The organism is Umezawaea endophytica, from assembly GCF_025061645.1.
In the GTDB taxonomy this organism is placed as follows: Bacteria; Actinomycetota; Actinomycetes; order Mycobacteriales; family Pseudonocardiaceae; genus Umezawaea; species Umezawaea endophytica.
Genome location: NZ_JANYMP010000001.1, coordinates 280,808 through 306,065 on the forward strand (window position 1 = coordinate 280,808; position 25,258 = coordinate 306,065).

General features: G+C 72.4%; 21 protein-coding genes. 5 read left to right on the forward strand and 16 right to left on the reverse strand.

The genetic code is table 11. The features are described 5' to 3' along the window. Positions 1 to 303 precede the first annotated feature (303 nt). From NZH93_RS50460 to NZH93_RS01250, 5 genes are all read left to right on the forward strand, one after another. The gene (locus NZH93_RS50460; RefSeq protein ID WP_259620976.1) at positions 304 to 1,698 is read left to right on the forward strand and encodes a prenyltransferase/squalene oxidase repeat-containing protein; all 1,395 of its coding nucleotides are present in this window, start codon (positions 304 to 306) and stop codon (positions 1,696 to 1,698) included. Next, positions 1,695 to 2,540: an SCO2322-related protein gene (locus NZH93_RS01235; protein ID WP_259620977.1), complete on the forward strand. Its 846-nt coding sequence runs from the start codon at positions 1,695 to 1,697 to the stop codon at positions 2,538 to 2,540. The genes NZH93_RS50460 and NZH93_RS01235 overlap by 4 nt, the downstream gene beginning before the upstream one ends. After that, positions 2,537 to 3,661 (forward strand): CbiQ family ECF transporter T component, encoded by a 1,125-nt coding sequence (locus tag NZH93_RS01240; protein WP_259620978.1) that lies wholly within the window; start codon positions 2,537 to 2,539, stop codon positions 3,659 to 3,661. Before NZH93_RS01235 ends, NZH93_RS01240 begins: the two co-directional genes overlap by 4 nt. Then, entirely contained in the window at positions 3,658 to 5,265 is a 1,608-nt protein-coding gene (locus tag NZH93_RS01245; protein WP_259620979.1) for an ABC transporter ATP-binding protein, read from the forward strand. The genes NZH93_RS01240 and NZH93_RS01245 overlap by 4 nt, the downstream gene beginning before the upstream one ends. Before the next feature lie 94 nt (positions 5,266 to 5,359). After that, positions 5,360 to 6,190: an ECF transporter S component family protein gene (locus tag NZH93_RS01250; RefSeq protein WP_259620980.1), complete on the forward strand. Its 831-nt coding sequence runs from the start codon at positions 5,360 to 5,362 to the stop codon at positions 6,188 to 6,190. An 18-nt stretch (positions 6,191 to 6,208) separates the two neighbouring features. Here the strand turns inward: NZH93_RS01250 and NZH93_RS01255 are convergent, their stop codons facing one another. The 16 genes from NZH93_RS01255 to NZH93_RS01330 form a co-directional block, all read right to left on the reverse strand. Continuing rightward, positions 6,209 to 7,210, reverse strand: coding sequence for a prenyltransferase/squalene oxidase repeat-containing protein (locus tag NZH93_RS01255; RefSeq protein ID WP_259620981.1), 1,002 nt, complete (start codon positions 7,208 to 7,210; stop codon positions 6,209 to 6,211). A gap of 240 nt (positions 7,211 to 7,450) precedes the next feature. After that, the gene (locus tag NZH93_RS01260) at positions 7,451 to 8,914 is read right to left on the reverse strand and encodes a type 1 periplasmic-binding domain-containing protein (protein WP_259620982.1); all 1,464 of its coding nucleotides are present in this window, start codon (positions 8,912 to 8,914) and stop codon (positions 7,451 to 7,453) included. Beyond that, positions 8,911 to 10,854 (reverse strand): hypothetical protein, encoded by a 1,944-nt coding sequence (locus NZH93_RS01265; protein WP_259620983.1) that lies wholly within the window; start codon positions 10,852 to 10,854, stop codon positions 8,911 to 8,913. Before NZH93_RS01265 ends, NZH93_RS01260 begins: the two co-directional genes overlap by 4 nt. A 282-nt stretch (positions 10,855 to 11,136) precedes the next feature. Then, positions 11,137 to 11,871 (reverse strand): SDR family NAD(P)-dependent oxidoreductase, encoded by a 735-nt coding sequence (locus NZH93_RS01270; protein WP_259620984.1) that lies wholly within the window; start codon positions 11,869 to 11,871, stop codon positions 11,137 to 11,139. Next, positions 11,868 to 13,676 carry a flavin-containing monooxygenase gene (locus tag NZH93_RS01275; protein WP_259620985.1) on the reverse strand — a complete coding sequence of 603 codons (1,809 nt, stop codon included), beginning with the start codon at positions 13,674 to 13,676 and terminating at the stop codon, positions 11,868 to 11,870. The genes NZH93_RS01270 and NZH93_RS01275 overlap by 4 nt, the downstream gene beginning before the upstream one ends. Positions 13,677 to 13,760: 84 nt before the next feature. Further along, entirely contained in the window at positions 13,761 to 14,465 is a 705-nt protein-coding gene (locus tag NZH93_RS01280; RefSeq protein ID WP_259620986.1) for a TetR/AcrR family transcriptional regulator, read from the reverse strand. Between the two features lie 2 nt (positions 14,466 to 14,467). Further along, positions 14,468 to 15,226: an ABC transporter ATP-binding protein gene (locus NZH93_RS01285; RefSeq protein WP_259620987.1), complete on the reverse strand. Its 759-nt coding sequence runs from the start codon at positions 15,224 to 15,226 to the stop codon at positions 14,468 to 14,470. Further along, entirely contained in the window at positions 15,226 to 16,305 is a 1,080-nt protein-coding gene (locus tag NZH93_RS01290; protein ID WP_259620988.1) for a branched-chain amino acid ABC transporter permease, read from the reverse strand. Before NZH93_RS01290 ends, NZH93_RS01285 begins: the two co-directional genes overlap by 1 nt. Continuing rightward, a complete protein-coding gene (locus tag NZH93_RS01295; RefSeq protein ID WP_259620989.1) occupies positions 16,302 to 17,210 on the reverse strand; it encodes a branched-chain amino acid ABC transporter permease in 909 nt (302 codons plus the stop codon). Before NZH93_RS01295 ends, NZH93_RS01290 begins: the two co-directional genes overlap by 4 nt. After that, positions 17,207 to 17,944 carry an ABC transporter ATP-binding protein gene (locus NZH93_RS01300; RefSeq protein ID WP_259620990.1) on the reverse strand — a complete coding sequence of 246 codons (738 nt, stop codon included), beginning with the start codon at positions 17,942 to 17,944 and terminating at the stop codon, positions 17,207 to 17,209. The genes NZH93_RS01295 and NZH93_RS01300 overlap by 4 nt, the downstream gene beginning before the upstream one ends. A 5-nt stretch (positions 17,945 to 17,949) precedes the next feature. Beyond that, entirely contained in the window at positions 17,950 to 19,275 is a 1,326-nt protein-coding gene (locus tag NZH93_RS01305; RefSeq protein ID WP_259620991.1) for an ABC transporter substrate-binding protein, read from the reverse strand. A 77-nt stretch (positions 19,276 to 19,352) separates the two neighbouring features. Continuing rightward, positions 19,353 to 20,135: an enoyl-CoA hydratase/isomerase family protein gene (locus tag NZH93_RS01310; protein WP_259620992.1), complete on the reverse strand. Its 783-nt coding sequence runs from the start codon at positions 20,133 to 20,135 to the stop codon at positions 19,353 to 19,355. Further along, the gene (locus NZH93_RS01315) at positions 20,132 to 21,172 is read right to left on the reverse strand and encodes an acyl-CoA dehydrogenase family protein (protein ID WP_259620993.1); all 1,041 of its coding nucleotides are present in this window, start codon (positions 21,170 to 21,172) and stop codon (positions 20,132 to 20,134) included. Before NZH93_RS01315 ends, NZH93_RS01310 begins: the two co-directional genes overlap by 4 nt. After that, on the reverse strand, positions 21,169 to 22,320 hold the full coding sequence (locus NZH93_RS01320) for an acyl-CoA dehydrogenase family protein (protein ID WP_259620994.1): 1,152 nt from the start codon (positions 22,318 to 22,320) through the stop codon (positions 21,169 to 21,171). Before NZH93_RS01320 ends, NZH93_RS01315 begins: the two co-directional genes overlap by 4 nt. After that, a complete protein-coding gene (locus tag NZH93_RS01325; protein ID WP_259620995.1) occupies positions 22,317 to 23,081 on the reverse strand; it encodes an enoyl-CoA hydratase/isomerase family protein in 765 nt (254 codons plus the stop codon). Before NZH93_RS01325 ends, NZH93_RS01320 begins: the two co-directional genes overlap by 4 nt. After that, positions 23,078 to 25,252: an acetate--CoA ligase family protein gene (locus tag NZH93_RS01330; RefSeq protein ID WP_259620996.1), complete on the reverse strand. Its 2,175-nt coding sequence runs from the start codon at positions 25,250 to 25,252 to the stop codon at positions 23,078 to 23,080. Before NZH93_RS01330 ends, NZH93_RS01325 begins: the two co-directional genes overlap by 4 nt. Between the last annotated feature and the right edge of the window lie 6 nt (positions 25,253 to 25,258).

Here is a 25,258-nt window from a genome sequence, read left to right on the forward strand (position 1 = left end):
ACTTCGGCCGTGTCCTAGGCGGGCACGCGAACGTGCGTTAACGTCGAAGCGCCGGGCGGTGGTGCCGCCCGCGCAGCGAAACCAGCCCTCGGGCGGGAGAAGCCGGTCTGAGTCCGGCGCTGACCCGCAACCGTAGGCGGCGCGACGGTCGTCGCGCCGCGAGCCGGACCACCTTCCCGAGGGGTGACTCGTGGTCCTGTCGTGGTTCGCAGGTCACGGTCGGCGTGTCGTGACGGCCGGGCCTCCGCGTGGGCGGAACCGGCTCTCCGGGCGCTGCCGTGACCTCTTGGTGAAGGGGTCGTCGTGGACGGAGCACCCTCTCGGCGCGCAGCCGCCGTGGTCGGGGTCGTGGCGGTGGTGTCGACCGCGTGCCTGGTGCTCGCGCAGCCCGCGGGAGCCGCCAGGTCCGAGGAGGCGGCGAAGGCCACGACGTGGCTGGCGCGCGAACTGGTCGACGGCGCCCTGCCGGGTTTCGCGGGCCCGGACTGGGGTCTGACGGTCGACGCGCTGTTCGCGCTGTCGGCCACCCGTTCCGACCAGGGCGCGCTCACGCGGGTGACCAAGGCCGTGTCCTCGCACGTGCGGAGCTACAACAGCTACGACGACTTCGGTGTGCCGGGCGTCCGGATCGCGGGCGCGACGGCGAAGCTGCTGGTCGCCGCCGTCGCCACCGGCTCGGACCCGGAGGACTTCGGCGGGTACGACCTGCGGCGGGAAACGCTGGACCTGGTGTCCGCCGACGGTGACGACGCCGGGCGCGTGCGGGACAAGGGCACCACCCCGGACAACAGCAACACGTTCGCCCAGTCCCTCGCGGTCATCGGGCTCGCGCGGTCGGGCGAGGTGCCGCGCGAGGTCGTGGACTTCCTGGTGCGCCAGCAGTGCGCGGCCGGTGGTTTCCGGCTCTCCCCCGACCAGTTCGGCACCCCGGCCCCCACCTGCGACCAGGCCACGAACCCCGTGCTCGACCCCGATTCCACCGGCATGGCCGTGCAGGCGCTGCTCGCCGCGGACGAGGCAGGCGTCCCCGGAGCAAGGGCCGCGGCGGACAAGGGCGCGGCGTGGCTCGCGAAGGTCCAGCGCGCGGACGGGTCGTTCGGCGGCTCCGGCCCCACCGACCCGTCCAACACCAACAGCACCGGCCTCGCGGGCCAGGCGCTCGCCGCGGCCGGGCTCCAGGCCGACGCCGACGAAGCCGCCGCGTACCTCCTCGGGCGGCAGCTCACGGCCGCCAACGCGGGCGCGGCGTCCGCCGAGGTCGGGGCCATCGCGTACAACGACGGCGCGTTCACCGAGGCGGTCGCGGGCGGCATCCCGGAGTTCTCCCGCGACCAGTGGCGCCGCGCGTCCGCCCAGGCCGTGCTGGGCCTCGCGATGGTGCCGCTCGGCGACCTCGGCGAGAACACCGACCCGCCGTCCTCCAGTTCGTCCAGTTCTTCCTCCTCGTCCAGTTCCTCCTCGTCGTCCTCCAGCTCGTCCTCGTCGAGCGCGACCTCCACCACGACGACCACGACGTCACCCGAGCAGACCACCACCACCGTCACGACGACGGAGACCACGGACGCGGGAACCGGTACCACGACGGGCTCCGGGCTCGCGCGCACCGGCGCCTCGGTGATCGGTCTGACCGCGCTGGCCGTCCTGCTGGTCGTCGGCGGCGCGCTGGTGTGGTTCACCGGACGGCGGCGACCGCGGTGACGCGGCTCGCACTGGTCGCCCTGCTCGTCCTCGCCACGACCTTCGGGTTCCCGAACCCGGCCACCGCGCAGGGGTCCCCCGGTTTCTGCCCGGACGCGAACGGCGTCACCGTGGTCGTCGACTTCCAGGAGCTGGGCGGGTCGACGATCGTCCGCTGCGCGCCGGGCGACCAGGGCACGGGCCTGGCGGCGCTGAAGAACGCGGGCATCGGGATCACCGGGACCAACCGGTGGGGCGAGGGGTTCGTCTGCCGCGTCGAGGGCAAGCCCGCGCCGGAGTCCGAGAAGTGCCTCGACACTCCCCCTGCCCGCGCGTACTGGTCGTACTGGCACGCGCCGAACGGCGGGTCCTGGACCTACAGCGACAAGGGCGTGCTGAACCGCAAGCCACCGGCGGGCAGCTTCGAGGGCTGGTCGTTCTCGCTGGACAAGACGGAGACGACGAACCCGCCGCCGCGCGTCGCCCCCGTGCGGCCGGTGGTCGTGACGACGACCACGAAGCCACCCGTCGTGCCGCCGGGCACCCAACCCCCGCCCGGCACCCCGCCCGAACCCGGTGTGCCGACCCGGCCCGGTGTTCCCGGAACACCCGACGCGCCGGGCGCCACGACCACGACCACGCCACCCGAGCAGTCCAGCCCAGCGCCGTCGAGCACCTCCACCGAAACCACCGCACCATCCACATCGGACAGTGCCACGTGGTCCGGCGAGGTGGGGACCACCGCCGCCGAGGAGCGGTCCGACAGCCCGACCGGCGTGCTCGTCGGCGCGGGAACCGTGCTGCTGCTGGGGATCGCGGGCGGCGTGGTCGGGATCCGGCGCCGCCGCGCGGACGGCCGGTGACCCGGACCGCCGAGCCGACCCGCGCCGCCAGGTCGTGGTACCGCCTGCCGCGGGCGGTGCACCCGGCCGCGTGGTGGCTCTGGGCGCTCGGGATGGCGGTGGCGGCGGGCCGCACCACCAACCCGGTGCTGCTGGCCATGGTGCTCGCCGTCGTGGCCTTCGTGGTGGTGAACCGGCGCGGCGACGCGCCGTGGGCGTTCGCCTTCCGGCTCTACGCCTACCTCGGCCTGGTCATCGTCGTGATGCGCGTGCTGTTCCGGATCCTGCTGGGCGGCCCGCAGGGTGAGCACGTGCTGGTGGTGCTGCCGGAGATCCCGCTGCCGGACGTCGCGGCGGGCATCCAGCTCCTCGGCCCGTTCACCCTGGAGGAACTGCTCGGCGGCTTCTACGACGGGCTGCGGCTGGCGACGATGCTGATCTGCGTCGGCGCGGCGAACGCGCTGGCCAACCCGAAGCGGATGCTCAAGAGCCTGCCCGCCGCGCTGTACGAGGTCGGCGCGGCGGTCGTCGTGGCGCTGTCCGTCGCGCCGCAGCTCGCCGAGAGCGTGCTGCGCGTCCGGCGAGCCCGCCGGCTGCGCGGAGGTGGGCAGCGCGGGATGAGGGCGTTGCGCGGCATCGTCATCCCGGTGCTGTCCGACGCCATGGACCGCTCGCTCGCGCTCGCGGCGGCGATGGACGTGCGCGGGTACGGCCGGTCCGGCGACGCGCCACCGGCATTGCGGCGCGCCACCGGAGCGCTGGTGGTCGTCGGGCTGCTCGGCGTGTGCGTCGGGGTGTACGGCCTGATGGACGGCACGACCCGCACGCTCGGCGCCCCTCTGCTGCTGGCCGGGCTCGCGCTGGCGGGCACCGGTTTCCTGCTCGGCGGCCGCACGGTGGCCAAGTCGTCGTACCGGCCGGACCGGTGGCGGGTCGTGGACGTCGCGGTGGCGGCGTGCGGCGTCACCGCGGCGGCCGTGCTGTACCTGACGTCGTCGGTCGACGCGGCGAACCTCTACCCGTCGCTGAGCCCGCTGCGCTGGCCGCAACTGGCCGCGCTGCCCGCCTGCGGCGTGTTGATCGGCCTGCTCCCGGCGTGGATCGCCCCGCCGCCACCGTCGACCGCGGAGGTTCCCCGGTGATCGAGTTCCACGACGTCACCGTCACCTACCCCGGCGCCGACCGGGCCACGCTGTCCACAGTGGACCTCACCGTCGACGAGGGCGAGCTGTGCCTGGTGGCGGGCAGGACCGGCGCGGGCAAGTCGACGCTGCTCGGCGCGGTCAACGGTCTCGTCCCCCACTTCACCGGGGGCAGGCTCGCCGGCCGGGTGGTCGTCGCCGGGCTGGACACCCGCGAGCACCGGCCCCGCGACTTCGCCGCCGTGGTCGGCGTCGTGGGGCAGGACCCGCTCGCGGGCTTCGTCACGGACACCGTCGAGGAGGAGCTGGCCTACGTCATGGAGCAGCTCGCGGTGCCACCGGACGTGATGCGCAAGCGCGTCGAGGAGACCCTGGACCTGCTGGGCATCGCCGAGCTGCGCAACCGTCCACTCAGGACCCTGTCCGGCGGGCAGCAGCAGCGGGTGGCCATCGGGTCGGTGCTCACCGCGCACCCGAGGGTGCTGGTGCTCGACGAGCCGACGTCCGCGCTGGACCCGACCGCGGCCGAGGACGTGCTCGCCGCCATCACCCGCCTGGTGCACGACCTCGGGGTCACCGTCCTGGTGGCCGAGCACCGGATGGAGCGCGTGGCGCACTTCGCCGACCGGATGCTCTACCTCGTCGGCGACGGCTCGGTGCTCAGCGGAACACCGCGCGAGGTCATGGCGGTGTCGGAGATCGCGCCTCCCGTGGTGGAACTGGGCAGGCTCGCGGGCTGGTCGCCGCTCCCGCTGTCCGTGCGCGACGCGCGCCGGGTCGCCCACGGGCTGCGCGAACGGCTCGCCGGGCTCACCCGTCCCCCTACCCCGCCGGGCACGGGCGCGCCGGTGCTCACCGCGCGCGGGATCGTCGTGCGCTACGGCGCCCTCGTCGCCGTCCGCGGGCTCGACCTCGACCTGCACCCCGGCCGGGTCGTGGCCGTCATGGGGCGCAACGGGTCCGGCAAGTCGTCGCTGCTGTGGGCGTTGCAGGGGTCGGGTCCCCGGCAGGCCGGCACGGTCGACGTCGGGGGCGTCGACCCGGCGAAGCTCAAGTCGCGCGCGGCGCGCGGGCTCGTGGGACTCGTGCCGCAGACGCCGACGGACCTGCTGTACCTCGACACCGTCGCCGCCGAGTGCGCGCAGGCCGACCAGGAGTCCGAATCGGCACCGGGGACCTGCCGCGCGCTGCTCGACCGCCTCGCGCCGGGGATCCCGGACGACCGGCACCCGCGCGACCTGTCCGAGGGGCAGCGGCTGGCGCTCGTGCTGGCCGTCCAACTGGCGGCGGCGCCCAGGATCGTCCTGCTGGACGAGCCCACCCGCGGCTTGGACTACGGCGCGAAGCGCCACCTCGCGTCCATCCTCGCGGAGCTGTCCGCCGACGGGCACGCGGTCGTGGTGTCCACGCACGACGTGGAGTTCGTCGCCGACATCGCGGACCGGGTCGTCGTCCTGGCCGAGGGCGAGGTCGTCGCCGACGGCCCGACCGCCGACGTGGTCGTCTCCTCCCCCGCGTTCGCCCCGCAGGTGGCGAAGGTGCTGCACCCGCTGGAATGGCTCACCGTCGCCGAAGTGGCCCGAGCACTGGAGGCCGCGCCATGACCGACCACACGACCGACCCCCAGGTCACGAAAGTCCCCCACCCACAGGAACGCCTCACCGTCGCCGAAGTGGCCCGAGCACTGGAGGCCACACCGTGACGGACCACGCGACCGACCCCCGCACCGTGCGGATCACGCCGCGCAGCGCGCTCGTGCTCGGCCTCGCCTCGCTGGCCGGGCTGGCGATGTTCTTCTGGCCGCTGGTCGCGCCGCCGGAGCCGGCCTCGCTCGGCCACGCCGCCGACGCGCCGCTAATCTTCATCGTCACGCTGCCGGTGCTGATCGCGATCGTGCTCGCCGAGATCTCCGGCGGCGGCATCGACTCCAAGGCGTTGGCGATGCTGGGGGTCCTGTCCGCGATCAACGCCGCGCTCCGGCCGCTCGGCGCGGGGACGGCGGGCGTCGAGACGGTGTTCTTCCTGCTGGTGCTCAGCGGACGGGTCTTCGGGCCGGGCTTCGGGTTCGTGCTCGGCTCGACGTCGCTGTTCGCGTCCGCCCTGCTCACGGCGGGCGTCGGACCGTGGCTGCCGTTCCAGATGCTGTGCTCGTCCTGGGTCGGGCTCGGCGCGGGGCTGTTGCCGCGCAAGGTGTCCGGGCGCGCCGAGATCGCGATGCTCGCGGCCTACGGCGTGTTCTCGGCGTACTTCTTCGGCTTCCTGATGAACATGTGGTTCTGGCCGTTCACCGCGGGCGTCGACACGCAGCTCTCGTTCGTCGCGGGCGCGCCGGTGCTGGAGAACCTGCACCGGTTCGCGGTGTTCACCTTGCTGACGTCCACGGCGGGCTGGGACACCGGCCGGGCGGTCACGAACCTGGTCGCCATCCTGCTCGTCGGCCCCGCGGTGCTGGCGGTGTTCCGCCGGGCCGCCCGGCGGGCGGCGTTCGACCCGGTCGTCGACTTCGTGCCCGGCCGGGCGCGGGGATGACCCGCGCCCGACCGCACGTCACGGGCAGGTGAGGACGGGCGCGGTGTTCCGGCCGCCCGACTCCAGGGCCGCCAGTCCGACGCCCGCGAGCCCGAGGACCCCCTGCGCGGTCGCCCTGGTGGCCGTCAGCGGGTCGAACCCCGTGGCGTCGTAGGCGATGGCGCCCCGATCGGCGACCGGACCCGAGCACCCGACCTGCACCGCCCGCAGGAACGCCCTGGCCTTGGCCGCGGCCAGGAACCGGCCGCCGGACTTGAGGGCCTGCGCGGCGAGCCCGGTGCTGTTGGCGTTCGGCGTGCCGACGCCGAACCCGCCGCCGGTCGCCTGCACGCCGACCAGCCACGTCAGCCCCTCCCGCGCGTCGGCGTTCCTGCCGGTGGCGCGCAGGGCCTGCGCGACCATCGCGGTCGAGTCGACGTCGCTCGCGCACGGCGTCGCGCCGAACGTGAGCGGGAAGCCGCCGTCCGGGCACTGGGTGCCCACCAGGAAGTCCACCGCGGACGCCGGGGCGCCCGCGGGCGTGCGGTCCAGCGCCAGCAGGGCCAGCGACTGGGTGAACGCGTTGCTGAAGTCGCCGAACGCGGACCGGTCGGAGAACCGGCCGGACGGCGTCAGCAGGCCGCGCAGACCGGCGGGCAGGTCGACCCCGCCGAAGGAGGCCGGGTTCTTCCCCGCGACCTCGGCGGCGAGCAGCAGCTTGGCGTGCGCGCCCGCGTAGGCCTCACCGCCCGAACCGACGTAGCCTGCGGTGATCTCCGGCCGCGCGAGCCAGGCGACGGCCCGGTCCGCGTGGTCGTCCGAGCTGCGGGCCGCCGCGAACGCGAACACCGCGTCGACGGTCAGGCCCTGGTCGGGGTACTTCACCCCGCCGAACTCGGCTTCGAACCGCTCGCCGTCGACCAACTGGCGGGCGAGCCACCCCGACGCCGCGTCGGCGCGGTCGTGCGTGGCGGAAGCGGTGGACGGAACGAACAGGGACGCGACGCACAGCAGTGCGACGGTCAGGACACGACGTCTCACGACGGATTTCCCCTTCCCGCGGGCCACGACAGGAGCTGGAGCGCACGCGCGGCGCGGGTGATCGGGCTCGCCGCCGGAGCGGCACACCGTTGCGGGTCAGCGCCGGATTCCCACCGGACTTCCCCCGCACGCGCGCGTTCTTCAGTTGACCCGCCAAGCCTGCCGGCAGGCGCGCCGAGGTCAAGCACCCGGCCGGACGGACGCACCGCGCCTTCGGCGTCCCGCACCTCCCGCCCGCGGCTACGGGGTGGTGGTCGAGTCCAGCGCGACGTACCGGGACCTGCTGTCCGCGTCGACCTTCATCAGCGGGACGACCTTGTCCCGCGCCCGGCCGTCGTTGCCGTAGGACAGCTCGCCGCTGGCGCCGAAGACGGCGTTCTCCAGGTTGAGCAGCTTCACCGTCTGCATCACCTGCGCCGAGTCGACGAGCCCGCCGTCCTTGCCCGCCGCCGCCTTGATGGCGGCAGTGGCCGTCAGCACCGCGTCGTAGCTCATGATCCGCCCCGCGTCGTAGGAGGGGATGTCGTCGAACACGAGCGGGCGGTCCAGGAAGCCCTCGACGGCCGCGCTGCGGAACTTCCGCGTCTCTTCAAGGGGGTTGTCCCGGTCCACCACCCAGGCGCTGGAGGACGCCACCTCGGTGTAGTAGATCTCCACGTTCCGCATCGAGTTGGTCTTGAGGTCCATCGCGGCCAGTTGCGCCGAGGTGACGTCGTCGCCGGTGAAGATGCGGATCGGCTTGTCCGCGCACGCCCGGTCCTTCAGCTTGGCCACGAGCAGCACCAGGTCCCGACCCCGGCCCGCGAAGTAGACGAGGCCGGTGTCGACGGCGCAGATGTTCGGCATCATCTGCGCGAAGGCGTTGTCGACGCTGCCGAGCAGCGAGTCGTACTGCTGCTCCTGCTCGACCACCAGGTGCCCGGCGTCCTCGTACTGCTTGGTGAACGCGTCGGCGAGCGTCCTGGGGTAGAGGTCCTCCTTGTTGGTGTCCACCACCATCAGCGCCGCGGTCTCCGGGAAGTTCTTGGCCTGCTTGGCCGCCGCGGCGGCCTGGCGGGAGTTCGTCGGCGCGGGGATCAGGAGGCCGTCGAAGTGGATGTCGTCCGCGGTGATGGTGGACGCGATCACCGGGATCTTGGCCTCGGTGAGGTGGCCGATGGCCAGCCGGGCGTTCTCCAGGCTCAGGCCGATGCCGGTCACGGCGACCACGTGGTCCGAGGTGCGGCGGCGGGCGTCGACCTGGTCGGCCACCTCCCGCCAGTGCGCCATGTCACCGCCGGGGTTGGCCAGCAGCAGGCGCACCTTCGGGGTCACGCCGGACCTGTTGTGCCGCACCTGCGCCAGCCTGGCCCCCTCCAACTGGTCGACGACCCACTCCGGGGTGATGATCGACGTCGGGCTCGGCGTCATCGGCAGGAACACCGCGACGCTCACGTACTCGCCCTTCTCGACGTCCGCGTTCGCCTGCCTGATCCGGCCGATCACCGCCGACAGGGCCTGCTGGCCGAAGTCGCTCTCCCCGGCGCTGACGCCGACGCACTCACCGCCGTCGCTCCTGCGGACGTCGTCCAGCCCGTCGCAGCGGTCCATGCGGTCGCGCACGAGCAGGAACGCCGCGACGAGCAGCACGACCAGCACGGCGGCCGACCCGATCCACAGCGGTCGGCGCAGGCGGGACGGCGGGACGGTGATGGACGAGCTCATGCGCGGTACCTCTCCGCCCGGTCGTACAGGAGTATCGATCCCTGGCCGCGCTGCTGCGCCAGGTGGCTGTAGCCGTGCTCGACCCGGCCGCGCAGCACGCCCTCGGGGTCGCCGAGCGGGTCGCTCGTCAGCCACAGCGCGATCACCAGCCGGGACAGCACGAGGGTGGGCGAGTCCGCCGGGAGGTCCCGCACGAGGTCCTCGACCTGGCCGAGCGGGTCGACCGCGCGGGCGAGCCGGTTGGGCGCGGACGTGATCAGGTCCAGGTCGCGCAGCCACGTCAGCGCGGTGGCCTGGTCGAGCACCTTCGCCGGGTCGACGAACGGCGCGGCCAGGTGGGTGACCACGGCGCCGACGTCGCCGACGGCCAGGTCGTGGTAGCGGGCCTCGGCGACGTTCCCCAGCGCCTCGTGGTGGTCGCGGCACCGGAGGTTCACCGCGTTCCAGCCGAGCGGGTCGTCGTCCGCCCGTTCGGCGAGGACGTGCAGCAGCAGCTTGCGCAGCCACGGGTCGAGCGCGGAGCGCGGGTTCTCGTCCTCGTCGTGCTCGACGGTCAGCAGGAAGTTGGTGGCCAGGAAGGTGTAGAGCGACCCTCCCCCGTCCGGCAGGTCCGACCGCAGCACGACGGGGTCGGCGATGAACTCGATCCCCCGGCCCGCGCTCGCCGTGACGAGGTCGCGCACCTGCCGGTCGGACAGGTCCCGGCCGACCTTCCCCAGTGCCAGCTCCGCCAACGACTTCCCGCTCTCCTCGTCACCGGGCAGCGAGAGCACGGCGCGCAGCGCGTTCCCGGTCGGCGGGACGTCCTGCTGGGACACCGCGTCGACCAGGTCGTGCAGCGCGCCGGGACGGCCGTGCGTGAGCCGGTGGGCGAACCCCTTCGGCATCACGGCGCCCCGCCGGGTGACGACCTCCTCGGTGTCGGCGGCGGCGAGGCGGCCGAGCAGGACCAGGTACCAGTCGCCCCAGTCGGTCCGGGTGCGGCTGTCCACTTCCACCTCGGCCGGGTCGCGGGGCGGTGACGTCTCCCGGTCGCCGACGGCGTCGGTCCCCGGCCGCCGCCACGAGCCGTTCCACCCGGCGTTCCACGTGCGACTGGTCGTGATCACCACGGCGTGGTCGTCGTCGCCCCCGAAGCGCTCGCGCGCGGCCAGCAGTCCGGCGAGGAAGGACTTGCCCTCACGGGTGTGCGCGTTGTCGAGCAGCAGCACGCAGTTCGCGGTGCGCCGCATCCGCCGCAACGGGCCGGAGAACGCCTGGTCGAGGTCCGCGAGGAACGCGTCGAACACGGTGGCGTCCACCGCGGCGCGGTCCGCGCTGGACCCCCGGTCCTTCTTGTTGAGGTCGACCAGCAGGTCCCGCGCGTCACCGTCGAAATCGGACGACAGCCTGCGGATGAGCCGCAGCATCCGCCGCCGCGACACCCAGTTGAGCCCGTTGAGCAGCGTGGAGGTCGCCGTCGGCGCCCAACCGGGCAGTCCGCCGGTCTCGCCCGCCAGCCGCGCGAGGTCCAGCACCTGCTCGCGGTGCAGTTCCAGCGGGCGGTCGGCGCGCATCACCTCGTTCAGCTCCGCCAACGCCTTCGGCCGGTTCCCGGTGTTGACGTTGCCCGCCAGCACCAGCGCGCACAGCCACAGGCGGGGGAAGGCGAGCCTGCCGAACTGGGTCACCTCGCGGCTCAGGTCGAACGCCAGTTCGGTCAGGATCTTGCTCGGCCGCGCGTCGCCCAGTTCCTCGAAGTCGAGCAGCGCCCACGGGACGCGGTTCACGCAGCGCTTGCCGATCTCGTTCAGCAGCGCCGTCTTGCCGCTGCCCCTGGGCCCCAGCGCGGCCACCACCGGCAGCCTGCGCCCGCCGTCGGCGGAACGCGGCACCAACCGATCCACCAGGCTGTACGAGATCCCTCGCACGCCCGGCAGCGGACGACTCCCCTCGGACATCCGACTCCTGTCCGGTCGACCCGCACTTCTGGCGGAAAGTCCGAACAGTCTGCGGACGCCGCACCGCGCCGCGCTCCGCTTCCGCGCCGGTTCACCCCTTCAGGCCCAGCCACAACCGGAACGGCCTAGCCGTCCCCCGCAGAACTGCGGCGCGTCACGACGTGCGCGGTGTCGCGGACGGACGAGCGGACCAGGGCCTTGGGCCGCATGGACCACCCCGCCCACCCCGCCCACCCGTCCGCCCGTCCGCCCGCGACCGCGCGGCCCGGAGTCGCGGACGGCTCAGAGCGACACGGTCAGTCCACCGTCCACGACGAGCGTCTGCCCGGTGATCGCGCCCGCCTGGTCGGAGGCCAGGAACACGACCGCGTCGGCGATGTCCCGCGGGGTCGCGAGCCGCAGCGGGGTGCGGCTCTCCCGCCGGTCGACGCCCGCCTGGTCCACCACGGTGAGCGAGCCGGGGGTGGGGATGAAGCCGGGCGCGATGGCGTTGACCCGGATCCCGACCGGCGCCAGCTCCACGGCGAGCTGCCGCGTCATGCTGGCCCCGGCACCCTTGAGCGCGCCGTACATCGTGGCCTTCGGGAAGCCCGTCGTGGCGGTGATCGAGGTGATGTTGATGATGGAGCCGCCGTCGTCGCCCATGACCTTCGCCGCGCCCTGGCTGAGCCACACCATGCCCTTGATGCCGATCGCGATCATCCGGTCCAGCGTCTCCTCCTCGACGTCGGGCAGCAGCGCGTAGTGGATCCACGCGGCGTTGTTGACCACCACGTGCACCCCGCCGAACCGCTCGCCGACCACGTCGACGAGTTCGAGCACCGCCGCGCGGTCGCTGACGTCCCCGTGGATCGGGTGGACGCCGGGCGTCGCGGTGTCCGGCAGGGTCGAGAGGTCCCGGTCGGCCGGGTAGCCGACGTCCAGCCCGACGACGGCGTACCCCGCCTCGGCCATCCGCTCGGCGATGGCCGCCCCGAGCCCCCGTGCCGATCCGCTGACGACGCACACCCTGGTCATAGCGCTCTCCCTGTCGTGTCCGGTGCCCACCGCGGCGGCGCGACGCCCTCGACGGTGGCCTTGATCTGGAACGCCACGAACCGGGAGTAGATCCGGCACATCGCGAAGCTCCCGCCGAGGACGTAGAAGTTCTCCTGGCCCGTCCTCGACCACATGCCGCGCTGCTCCTCGTCCGGGCCCGGCCCCCAGATGGGTCCGACCCGGTCGGCGACCTCGTCGCCCAGCAGCGCGCGGACGCCCTCCTGCATCGGCTTGTACCCGGTGGCCAGCACGACGAGGTCCGCCTTGACCGAGCTGCCGTCGGCGAGCACCACCTCGTCCTCGGTGAAGTGGTCGATCCCCTTGCCCTGCTTGAGCTTGATCCGGCCCTCGATGATCAGGTCCGACGCGCCGACGTTGATGTAGTAGCCGCCGAAGTACCGGATGAGCTTGAGGTAGAAGCCCGTGTCGTCCTCACCGTTGTCCAGCGCGAAACCCGCCGCGCGCAGGCCGTCCAGCAGCTCCTTGTCGTCCTCCGCCATCACCTTGCTCAGCGGGCCGTGGAGCCTGCGCAGCAGCGCGTTGGGCACGGACGCGCTGCGCAGGTCGGTGTCCTCCAGCGGCCGCACGCCGTCCGCCTGGCTGTAGAGCGTGAACACCCTGGCCGCGCTGGGTTCCAGGCTCACGACCGTCGTGGACGAGCGCTGGAGCATCGTCACGTCGGCGCCCCTGAGGCAGAGGTCCTGCGCGATGTCGTGGGCGCTGTTGCCCGCCCCCACCACGAGGACCGCGCGGCCGTCGACGTCGAGGTCGTCGGTGTGCCTGCTGGAGTGGATGACCTGGCCCCGGAAGCGGTCCATCCCCTCGAACGCGGTCACGTTCGGGATGCCGCTGACCCCGGTCGCCATCACCACGTGGCCCGGCCGCATCGTCCGGATCGACCCGTCCGGGCGGCGCAGCCGGACCGTCCACTTCTTCTCGGTCTCGTCGAAGCGGCCGTCGAGGAACTCCGTGCCGGTCCAGACGTTCAGCTCCAGCGCCTTGGCGTAGGACTCGAACCAGTCCGCGAGCATGTCCTTCGGGATGTACACCGGCCAGGTGTCCGGGAACGGCAGGTACGGCATGTGGTTGACGCAGACCTCGTTGTGCAGCGTCAGCGAGTGGTACCGCCCGCGCCAGTTGTCGCCGATCCGCTCCATCTTGTCGACGACCAGGGTGGGGACGTCGAGCTGCCCGAGCCGCGCGGCCAGGGTGAACCCGGCCTGCCCCGCGCCGATCACCACCACCTCGGGGTCCTCGTCGCGGAACTCGGCGGTCCTGGTCCGGCGGTCGAGCCAGTTCTCCTTGACGTGGTCCTCGGGCCGCCGGTCCTCCCGCGGCCTGCGGCGGCCGGTCTTCTCCGGGAAGCCCTCCAACTCCTGGAGCGTGGTGAGGAACGTGAACGCGCGGAACGACCCCGACCCCTCCTCCACCAGCCGGACGAAACCCCGGCCCCGCCCCATCGCGGTGCGGAAACCGAAGAACGCCTCGATCGTCTCGATGCCCTCGCCGATCACGCCCGGCACCGGATCACCGTCCTCCAGCACGGGATCGGTGAACCCGCTGGGCCCGTGGGCCGCGCGCAACGCCGACTCGACCTCGCCCGGCCCCTGGAACGTGCGGATGTCCCACGTCAGGGCCAGCAGGTCGCGCCAGTAGCACTCGGGGGCGAACAGCGACGCCGCCGCGGCGTGGTCGCCCGCCTCCAGCGCGGCGTCGAGTGCGGCCAGCCAGGTGGCGGCGACCCGCCGCCGCGCGCTGCCCTGGGTCTCATCGGGGACGGTCATGGTGTTCCTTTCCGCGACGGTCGTGGGAAACCGAGCTGAACCTCGGTCACGGTCGTCGTCGACGGCGGGCGGGCGGGGTCGGGATCACGACTCCGGCGCGGGTTTCAGGCCGAGCCCGGACGCCCACAGGGTCGTGAGGGTCCGGATCACCTCTTCCTCCTCGTAGTCCTCGCCGAGGACCAGCCACACGTAGCAGAAGTTGCTCACCATCGAGGTGATCGCCTCGGCGACGCATCGCGGCGACAGGGTCGGGTCGACCCGGCCCTCGTTCTGGAGACGGCGGATGCCCTTCTCCGACCGGTTCCGGAAGATCTGCCGGATGTTGCGGCGCATCTCGCGGAACCGGGGGCTGATCGTCGCGACCTGCTCCAGGATGGCCAGCAGGCCCGCGTTCTCCTGGTAGGCCCGGACGTAGGCGCGCGTCACGAGTTCGAAGCGCTCCAACGGGTCCCGCGACGACCCGGTCGGCACGGACGCCGCGACGTACAGCCCCTCGTTCACCTTCCTGATGACCGCGGTGAAGATGGCTTCCTTGGAGTCGAAGTACGTGTAGAACGAACCGCTCGACATCTTCGCGAGCGCCGTGATGTCGGTGATCTTCGCGTCCAGGAAGCCGTCCCGCACGAAGATCTCGCTCGCCGCCTCCAGGAGCCTCTCCTGGGTGCGGAACCCGCGCTCGCTGCGCGGGACGAGGATGCCCGCGTCCCAGTCCTGCTCGGCGGGCGCCTGCGCCGCGTCCCCGCGTTCGACCGGGTCCTCCGTCGACGAATCCCCTGCGGCTGAACTCACCACTACCCCTTTGCCGGGTTGTCGGCGGGAACGCGAACCTCGTCGCGCTCCGAAGGAGGGGTTCCGAGGTACGCCTCGACGACCTCCGCGTTGCGGCTCACGTCCCCGAGTGAGCCACTCGCGATCACCTGGCCCTGGTTCAGCACGACCACGTGGTCCGCCAGTGCCTCGACGGCCTGCATGACGTGCTCGATCATAACGATGGCCACGCCCTGCTCCCGGCACGTGCCGACCTGCCGGATGACCAGGTCGACCTCGTGCGGGGTGAGCCCCGCCATGACCTCGTCCAGCAGCAGGACCTTGGGCCGGGACACCATCGCCCGCGCGAAGTCGACCAGCCGGGTCAGCGCCGTCGGGATGCTGCCGAGTTGCTGGTCGCGGTACTCCCACAGCTCGAACCGCTCCAGTTCGGCGCGGGCCAGCGCGTTGGCCTCCCGGTAGCCGCGGGCCTGCCGGTAGGCCGCCACCGCGACGGATTCGAAGACGTTGAGCGCGCCGACGTTGCCCGAGATCTGGAAGGTGCGGGTGATGCCCTTGGCGAAGGCGGTGGCCGACGGCACGCCGGTCACGTCCTCGCCGTCGAGGTGGACCGTCCCCCCGTCGGGGCGCAGGACGCCGCCGATGATGTTGACCAGGGTGGACTTGCCCGCGCCGTTGGGTCCGATCAGGGCGGTGATGGAGGCCGACTCGGCGGTGAAGTTCACGTCGTGCAGGACGTGGAGCCCGCCGAAGCTCTTGGCGACGTTCGCGACGGTCAGCATCAGCCCACCCTCCCGTCGACCAGTTCGCCGACCGGTTCGGCCGCGGCGGGCGCGACCGGTTTCCGCCCGGTGCCGAACACCCGCCGCACCCCGGCCTCCCAGAGCGGCATGATCCCGCCCGTCCCGAAGCGCAGCAGCAGGATCACCACCACCGCGTAGGCGATCTGCGTGTAGCTGCTGACGTTCGCCGAGGAGACGGCGAACGAGCGCAGGAACTCCTCCAGCACGGCGATGCCGATGCCCGCGACGATCGGACCGGCGAGCGTCCCCGCTCCGCCGATGATCGAGCCGACCATCATGGCCACGCCGATCTCCACGGTCAGCACGGACTCGTAGCTGACGATCTGGACGTACTGCGCGATCAGGGTTCCGGCGATCGAGGTGAGCCCCATGCTCAGCGCCATCGCCAGCGCCTGGTTGCGGACGACCTTGATGCCCATGCTCGCGGCGATCACCGGGTCCTCCCGGATGAACGGCAGCGACCGGCCGAAGTGGGTGAACCTCATCAGCGCGGCGATCCCGATCGTGATCACGACGAGGAAGCCCAGCGTCGTGTAGTAGAAGCCGCTCGGGTCGATGTACCACATCAGGTGCGCGAAGCCCTCCTCGCTGCCCGAGTAGGAGATCCCGTTGGTGTCGCCCAGGAAGGTCCACGAGGCGGCGACGCCCGCGGCGGCCAGGCTCAGCGCGAGCGTGCCGAGCGCCAGGAAGAACGCGTTCACGCCGAACCTGCTCATCAGCAGGCTGATCAGGAACCCGACCACGGCCGAGATCAGCACGCCCACCACCAGCGCGATCCACGCGTTGACCTCGTGGCGCCAGGTCAGGACGGCGACGGAGAACGCGCCCGTGCCGAACGCCACGATGTGCGACAGGGAGAGCTGGCCGACGTAGCCGCCCGCGATGTTCCAGGTGAAGTTGCGCAGCGCGTAGAGCAGCGCGACGAACCCCACGCCCACCATGGGCGGCGGCACCAGGTACGGGTACACCAGCGCGAAGAGCAGCGCGACGGTGACGACGACGGCGTTGACCCTCCTCAGTGGAGTGTCGAGGTACCGCAGCGGATTCCGGAGCGTCATCCCACACCCACCTTCGTCGAGGTCTCGGCCGGCTTGATCCGCGAAGCCGCCCGCACCACCAGGCCCTGCGGCCTGACCAGGATCACCAGGAAGAACAGGCCGTACACGAGCGCCGTCGCGAAGGTCCCCGGCGCGTACAGGCTGCCGAGCGCCTCGGCCAGTCCCAGCAGGACTCCCGCCGCGACCGTCCCCCACAGCGAGCCCGCGCCGCCGATGACCACGACGATGAACGCCTTGATGGTCAGTTCGAGCCCCAGCGCGGGCGACACCGGCTGGATCGGCAGCAGCAGGCCGCCCGCGACGGCCGCGAGCCCGCAGCCGAGCGCGAAGGTCAGCCGGTAGACGCGGCGCACGTTGATGCCCACGTGGATCGCGCCGTTGAGGCTTTCCGAGCAGCCCCGGATGATCGTGCCGATCCTGGTCCGGTAGACCAGGAACGACACGGCCAGCACGAGCACGAGGCTCAGCACGCCCGCGGCCATCCGGGGTGCGCTGATCGTCACGCCGGACGAGGTGAAGGCCTCGAACGGGTACGGGTTGGGGATCGTCTCGAACGGTTCCGGGTGCAGGACCTGGAACAGGTACTGGATGGCGATGCCCAGGCTCAGGGTGATCACGAGCTGGCTGTGGCCGCCCTTGGCCAGACCGGACTCCAGCAGGAGCCGCTGCACCAGGTACCCGACGAGCGCGCCGCCCAGCGCCGCCACGACGACCGCCCCGAGGAAGGGGAAGAACCCCTTGGGCTCCAGGGAGAGCACGCCGTACATGCCGATGAGCACGAAGTAGCCGTGGGCGAAGTTCACCACCCGCATGACGGTGAACACCAGGTACAGCCCGATGCCGATCAGCGAGTAGATGAGCCCCTGGAGCAGTCCGGTGGACGCGAGTTGGAGCACCGTGCTCATGTGGTCACCACCCCTCCTGTCGCGGCGCTGCCGAGGTAACCGCGCCGCATCAGCTCGGAGTCGGCCAGCTCGTCGGTCGGGCCCTCGCCCGCGATGACCCCGTTCTCCAGGACGTAGGCCCTGGAGGCGAGGGCGAACGCCTGGTGCACGTTCTGCTCGACCAGCAGGACCGTCGTCCCGCGTTCGTTGATCCGCGCGATGGTGCGCATGATCGACGTGACCACCAGCGGCGCCAAGCCGAGCGACGGTTCGTCGAAGACGAGCATCTTCGGTCGGGACATCAGCCCCCGGCCGATGGCGAGCATGCTCCGCTCCCCTCCGCTGAGCGTTCCGGCGAGCTGTTCGGCGCGCTCGGCCAGCCGCGGGAACAGCTCGTAGATCTCGGCCAGCACGGTGTCGGCCGTCGTCCGGTCACCCGCCGCGATGGCGCCGAGCCGCAGGTTCTCCTCCACGGTCATGCCCGCGAACAGGTCCCGGTTCTGCGGGACCACGACCAGCCCGCGGCGGACCCGGTCCCACGGGCGGACGCCGAGCAGCGACTCCCCCTGGAACGACAGGGTCTTCGCCTTGGTGGGCAGCAGTCCCAGCACACCCTCGATCAGCGACGTCTTGCCCGCCCCGTTCGACCCGACGAGGCAGACGCACTCCCCCTCGCGGACCACCAGGTCGACCTGGTGCAGCACCTCGGACCGGCCCCGCTTCACGGTGAGGCCCTCGATCTCCAGCGTGGTCATGGCGCTTACTTGCTTCCGGGGCGCGGGTAGACCATCTTGGCGGTGGCGACGTTCTCCGGGTACACGGGGATGAACTCGCCGCCCTGCAACTGCGTGACGATGCCCTCGGCCTTGGTGTTCAGGCCCTTCTCGTCGAACTTCACGCCGTGGCCGATGATGTACATGCCGTTCTTGTCACCGCCCAGGCCGTCGAAGTCGACCTTGCGCAGCGCCTGCGCGATCTTCTCCGAGTCGTCCGCCGTGCCCGCGATCGTGATCGCCTCGGCGGCGACGGCGAGCGCCGAGTAGTAGCAGGCGCCGATGCCGTCCGGCTTCTGGCCGTCGTAGGCCGCCCGGTAGTCGTCGTAGAACTTCTGGGGGGAGAACTTGGAGCCCTCCTTGCCCTTCAGCTTCTCGGTCCAGTAGCTGCCCGCCAGGTCGTTCTCGGCGATGTCGCCCGCCGACTCGACGAACTTGGTGTTGGTGTTGCCGCCGAGCACGCCGACCGTGGCGCGCGGGACGAACCCGGACGCCTTGAGCGCGGGGTAGAACTGGAACGTGCCCTGCGGGTTTCCGCCGAAGATCAGCACGTCCGGGTTCGCCGCCTGCACCTTGCTCACCAGCGGCGCGTAGTCGCTCGTGGACGCCTCGTCGTAGGAGATCGTCTCCAGGAGCCGGACGTCGGGGAACTCGTCCTTGAGGGTGCGTTCCCAGGCGGTCTTCGCCTCCGGGAAGGCGCCGAGGCTGGCGTGGACGATCAGCGCGGTTCTCACCGGGCTGCCCGCGGCCTTGGCGCCCGCCATGACGGCCCGCACCGACGCGGCGGCCCAGCCCTTGTCGGCGAGCATCGTGGGTTCGAGCTTGAACGCGTACTTGCGGCCGTCGCCGATGATCGACGCGGCGGCCTCCATCGGCACCAGCAGCGGCACCTTGATCTGGTCGGCGGTCGTCGCCGCGACGACGGTGGGCGGGCTGGCGGACGCGCCGAGCATGATCCGACAGCCGTCCTGCACGAGCTGCTTCATCAGCGCGGGCACGGCGTCCGGCTTGGACTGGTTGTCGACGGCCTTGATCACGACCTGGCGGCCGAGGATCCCGCCGAGGCCGTTGAGGTCCTTGGCGGCCAACTGGAGCGCGTTGAGGGTCTGGGTGCCGTACGCCGCCGTGGCGCCGGTGAGCGAGGCGACGTAGCCGATGGTGATCGGGTTGCCGTCGCCGCTGCCGCCGGACGCGGACCCGCCGTCACCGCACGCGGCCAGGAAACCGGTGGCCCCCAGTGCTCCCGCCCCCATCAGGAAGCGGCGGCGGGACGCCTGGATGTCGAGCAGACCGTGGGACTTGTTGGTGGCCATCGTTGGTACCTCTCGCCATTGGGAGGCGCGTCGCGCCCGAGGAGTTGTCGTGCTGTCGTGCGGGCGAAAACCCGGCCTCAACGACCGGTCCAGTGCGGTTTTCGCTTCTCGACGAACGCCGCGGCCCCCTCAAGCCGATCGGCGCTCGTGTACGGGCTCGGGCCCGGATCGAGGCGGAGCGCGGTCGAGATGGGCAGCGTCGAGCCCACCCGCACCATCGCCTTGTAGCGGCGCAGGGTCACCGGCGCGCGCTCGACGAGCTGCGCCGCGATCCCGCGGGCCCGGTCGTCCAGCTCCGCGCGCGGCGCGAGCCAGTTGACCAGTCCCACCCGGTGGGCGTCGACCGCGTCGAGCGGCTCGCCCAGGTACAGCATCTGGAACGCGATCCCCATCGGCACCAGTCTCGGCAGCATCTGGCTGCCGAAGTTCGCCCCCAGCCCCACCTTCGACTCCGGCAGCATCAGCCGCGCGTCGTCGCTCGCGATGCGCAGGTCGCACGCCATCGCCAGTTCCAGGCCGCCTCCGACGACCCAGCCGTGCAGCACCGCGAGCGTCGGTTTCCCGCACTCCAGCACCGTTTCGTACAGGTTCCGGGTCGGTCCGGCCATCGGCAGGTACGCCGCAGCGCCCGACCGGTCGTTCCCGTTCATCTGCTTCAGGTCCGCGCCCGCGCTGAACGCGCGGTCCCCGTTCGCGGTGAGCAGCACGACCCGGACCGAGTCGTCGCGGTCCAGGTCCGCGAACACCTCGACCAGTTCGCGTTGCAGCTCGGTGCTCAACGCGTTCAGGTGGTCCGGGCGGTTCAGCGTCACCGTCGCCACGGAGTCGGCGACGTGCAGCAGCAGCGGCGGCTCGGTCATCCGTCCTCCCCGGTGCCCACGCTCGCGCTGAGCCGTGGCCAGAGACCCGCCCCACCGTCCGCGATCACGCCGCGGCCCAGCAGGCCCGCCCACTCGCGGGCCGAGCCGAACTCGTCCTGCCACGCCCACAGCCGCGTGGTGAACCACGGGAGCGCGTGCTCGTCGGTGACGCCGATGGCGCCGTGGACCTGGTGCGCCCGCCTGGTCACGACCTGCGCCGCGCAACCCGCCGTGTTCTTCGCCGCCGCCGCGGCGAACGTCCGCTGCTCCGGCGAGGCGGCCGCGGCGAGGCGCACCGCCATCCCGGCGCACAGGGTCTCCTCGGCGATGGCGACCAGGTGCTGCTGCACCGCCTGGAAGGACGAGATCGGCTTGCCGAACTGCTCGCGTTCACCGGCGTAGGTCAGCGACAGCTCCAGGACGGACTCCATCGCGCCCGCCATCGCGGCGGCGCGCAGCACGGCTCCCCGTTCCCGCAGCGCGTCCGACCCGACGGGGCTGTCCACCACGGCGTGCGCGCGGACGTCGCGGAACTCCAGGGTGTCGCGCGGCTCGCCGCCGAGGTTCACCCCGCGCCGGACCACCTGCGTCGCGGGCAGGACGACGAGCGTCGTGCCGTCCACCACCGCCGTCACGTGGTCGCTGTCGCTGCCCCACGGGACGCGGTGCAGCGTTCCGCTCACGGTCCAGCCATCGCCGTCGCGGACCACGCGCAGGTCATCGTCGGGGTGGCCGACCGCGCAGGTCGTGATCCCATCGGGCTGGTCGACGCCCGCCTCGGCCACGAGCCAGGCCGCGAGCCCCGCCGTCTCCACCAGCGGCACCGGCGCGGCGGCCCGGCCGACGGCCCGCGCCAGCACGACGAGTTCGGTGAGCCCGGCCCCGTCACCGCCGAGCGCCGTCAGCCCCGCCTTGTCCAGCAGGGTCCACAGGTCGCGCGGGAACTCGCGGCCCGCGGCGGTCCGCGCGGAGCGGTCGAAGTGCTTCGCGAAGATCGCGGCCAGCGTGTCGTCCAGCAGTTCGAGTTCGTCGCTCATACCGCTCTCCGCTTCTCGCGCAGGAGGTGCTTGGCGGCGACGGTGCGCAGCACCTCGTTGGTGCCGCCGCGCAGGGTGAAGGTCGGGGCGGTGACGGTCGCCTCGGCCAGCAGCCGGTCGAACAGGTCGCCGTCCGGGTCCTGCTCGCCGCCCGCGAGGTCGCGGACGAGGTCGAGCACGTCGTGCTCGAAGGAGGTGCCGAGGTCCTTCACCAGCGTCGCCTCGACCGCGGGCACCTGGCCCTCGTCGAGCGCCCTGGCGATGGACAGGGACATGTTGCGCAGCACCCAGTACCGGGCGGCGAGCGCGCCGAGGCGGAGTTCCGCCTCCGGACCGGCCGCCCGGCGGAAGTCCAGGAAGTACCGCAGCACCGGGAAGGTCGTGAGGAACCGGTCCGGGCCCGAGCGCTCGTAGGCCAGTTCGGAGGTGACCTGGTGCCAGCCGGAGCCGACCTCGCCGAGCACCATGTGGTCGGGGACGAAGACGTCCTCGTACACCACCTCGTTGAAGTGGTGCTGCCCGTTGAGCAGCCTGATGGGCGACACGGTGAGGCCGTCCGACCTCAGGTCGACGATGAGCTGGCTCAGGCCGACGTGCTTGCGCCCCTCCTGCGGGGACGTGCGGCACAGCGTCATCGCGTAGTGGCAGTACTGCGCGCCCGACGTCCAGACCTTGCGGCCGTTGAGCAGCCAGCCGCCGTCGGTGCGGGTCGCCCTGGTGCGCACCGACGCCAGGTCGGACCCGCTGTCGGGTTCGCTCATGCCCAGGCAGAAGAACGCGTCGCCCTTGACGATGCGGGGCAGGAACTCGCGCTTGAGCCGTTCGCTGCCGAAGCTCAGGATGACCGGCGCGGTCTGGCGGTCGGCGACCCAGTGCGCCCCGACCGGCGCGCCCGCGGCGAGCAGCTCCTCCACGACGAGGAAGCGCTCGGTCGCCGACCTCCCCGGCCCGCCGTACTCCTCGGGCACCACCATGCCGACCCAGCCGCGGGCGGCCAGCCTGCGGCTGAACTCCGCGTCGGCGGCGGCGTTGATGCCCAGTTCGGGCAGGTAGGTCCCGCTGGGGAACTCCGCGGCCACGAACTCGCGCACCTGCGTGCGCAGGGCTTCCTCGTCGTCGGTCAGTGCCGACGGTCGGAACTCGATCATCGGCCATCCCCCTCGACGGCGCCCCGGAGTCGCCGGGCCTGGGTCCAGATCTGCACGCCGCGCTCGACCTCGATGGCCGTCGACCACGGCAGCGGCGACGGGTCGGCCTCCGCGCGGAACGACTTCGCCACCCGGCGGGCCAGCACCGGGTCCCCGGCGACGCGCCCGGCCAGTTCCAGCGCCCGCGCCTCGACCGCGTCGTCGGCGACCGCCTCCCACGCGAGTCCGATGTGGACGGCGCGGGTGCCGGAGACCTCCTCGCTGAACACGCCCATCGCCGCGGCGGCCTCACGTCCGGCCACGCGGGAGGAGATGGTGAAGAACCCGCCGCCGGGGTGGATGCCCGCCTTGAGGAAGCCCGCGATGAGCCGGGCGTCCTCGGCGACGATCCGCAGGTCGGTGGCCAGCGCCAGGTTCAGCCCGGCGCCGACCGCCGCCCCGCGCACGGCGCTGATGGTCGGGACCTTGATCTGCCCGACCCGGTAGAACGCGCCGTAGATGTCGTCCGTCTCGGCGTAGGCGCTGTCGCTCATGGGGTCCGCGTAGGTCCCGCTCCACGAGCGGGTGTCCGCGCCGGAGCAGAACGTGCCGCCGTCGCCCCGGACCACCACGGCGCCGATGGACTGGTCGGCGTCGATCCGCTCGCAGAACTCGGTGAGCTGGTGGGACATCTTCAGCGTGAGCGCGTTCTTGATGGACGGGTTGCTGATGGTGAGGACGGCGATCCCGTGCTCGACCTCGAACCGGACCTCGGGTGTCATGCGGTCGTCTCCTCGGTGGTGCCGGACGGGTCGCCCAGCCGTAGCAGGAAGTCCAGCGCGATGGCCCGCTCCCCGGCGTCGACCAGGCGCAGCGGGTTGACCTCCAGTTCGACCAGCCGGTCACCCACCAGGACGGCGAGCCTGCTGAGCGTCGCGATGGCGTCGGCGGCGGCGTTCAGCGCGTGCCCGGCCTGGCCGCGGAAGCCGGTCAGCAGCGGCGCGGCCTTCAGCTCCAGCACCATCTCCATGGCCGTCCGCGCGTCGACGGGGGCGAGCCTGGTCGTGGTGTCCTGGTACAGCTCGGTGGTCACGCCGCCCATGCCGACGGTGAGCAGCGGCGGGAAGCCGGGTTCGGTGTTGGTGATCCCGACGAGCAGCTCGGGCCCCTCCCCCACCTGCTGCTGCACGAGCACGTCGGTCGCGCCCTCGGCGGCGAAGCGGACGACGATCTCGTCGTACACCGCCGCCGCCTCGTCGACGCCGACCCCGAGCCGCACGCCCCCGCGTTCGGTCTTGTGCAGGACCTCGGGCGACTGGATCTTCAGCACCAGCGGGCCGCCCAGTGCCCGTGCGGCGTCGGCGGCCTGGTCCGCGGACCCGACCAAGCGCTCCTCGGGACGGCTGATCCCCAGCGCTGTCAACACCTCCGCGCCCTCGTGCTCGGTGATCACACCGCCGTGGAGTCCACTGAGGACGTCCGCGACGGTCATGTCCGACGCGGTCACCTGGCTGAAGGAGCGGGACGGCGGCGGGGCGCTCGTGGCCAGCGCGTGCAGCACGCCGACGCCGACGCGCGGCGAGTCGAACACCGGCATCCCCGCGGCCCGCAGGATCTCCCTGGCCTCGGCGGTCTGCTGCCGGGCGGCGAGCCACACGACCGCCACCGGCTTGGTCGCGCGGGCCCAGAGCCCGCACAGCCCGTGGGCCATGGACGTCGCCAGGTCGCCGGTCACCATGGTCAGGACGACCAGCACCGAGTCGACCGTGGGGTCGGCCAGCACCTCGTCGCAGACCGCGATGAACCCGTCGGTCTCGTTGGCCTTGAACATCTGCGCGGTCACGTCGACCGGGTTGGACACAGCGCCGAAGTCCGGGACGACCTCGGAGAGCCTGCGCCGCACCGGTTCGGTGAGGTCGTCGACGGTCATCCCGCACGCCTCGGCCTGGTCGGCCGCCAGACTGCCCGCGCCGCCAGAGGTCGTGATGATGCCGAGCCGGTCGCCGCCGGAGCGCGGCAGCACGCTCAGCGCGTGGGCGGTGGCGATGAAGTCCTCGACGTCGTCGGCCTGGACGACCCCGCGCTCGCGGCACATCGCGGTGAACGCCGCGTGGTCGCCGATGATCGCGCCGGTGTGCGACGTTGCCGCCCGCGCCCCCGACCCGGACACCGCCGACCGGAGCACCAGGACCGACTTCCCCAGTTCGGCCGCCCTCGCGGTCAGCCGGTTGAACTCGTCGCCGGGCACCGGGCTCTCGAGGTACATCGTCAGCACCTCGATCCGCGGGTCCTCGACCAGGAAGTTGGCGATCTCGGTCGCGCCGAGGTCGGCCTGGTTGCCGGTGCTGGCCCAGGTGCCGATCCGCAGGCCGCGCTCCCTGGCCAGGCTGAAGATCGAGCCGCCGACGGCGCCGCTCTGGCCGATGTAGGCGATGTTGCCCGGCTCGGGCACGCCCAGTTCGAGCGCGGCGGTGAACGACGCGACCACGTGGTCGTGGACCGCGACGAGCCCCTGGCAGTTGGGCCCGAGCAGCCGGACGCCGTGCAGGCGGGCCTGGCGGACCAGCTCGTCCTGGAGGGCCTGGCCGTCCGGCCCGGTCTCGGCGAAGCCCGACGCGAACACCACCGCCGCCTTCGCACCGGCCGCGGCCACGGCGGGCAACTGGCGCACGACCTCGGTCGCGGACACCAGCATCAGGACCAGGTCGACCTCACCGGGCAGGTCCTCCAGCGAGGGGTAGCAGGTGAGGCCGCCGAGGGTCCGGTAGCCGGGGTTCACCGGGTAGATCTCCCCCGCGAACCCGTGCTCGACGAGGTAGGTCAACGGGCGGGCGAAGGGGTTGCCGACCCGACCGGACGCGCCGAGCACGGCGATGGCGCGCGGCCGGAACATCGCCGAGAGCTCGGCGTTCGCGGGTGCGGCAGGCGGGGCGAAGGTTGCGGCGTCAGACACCTGGCG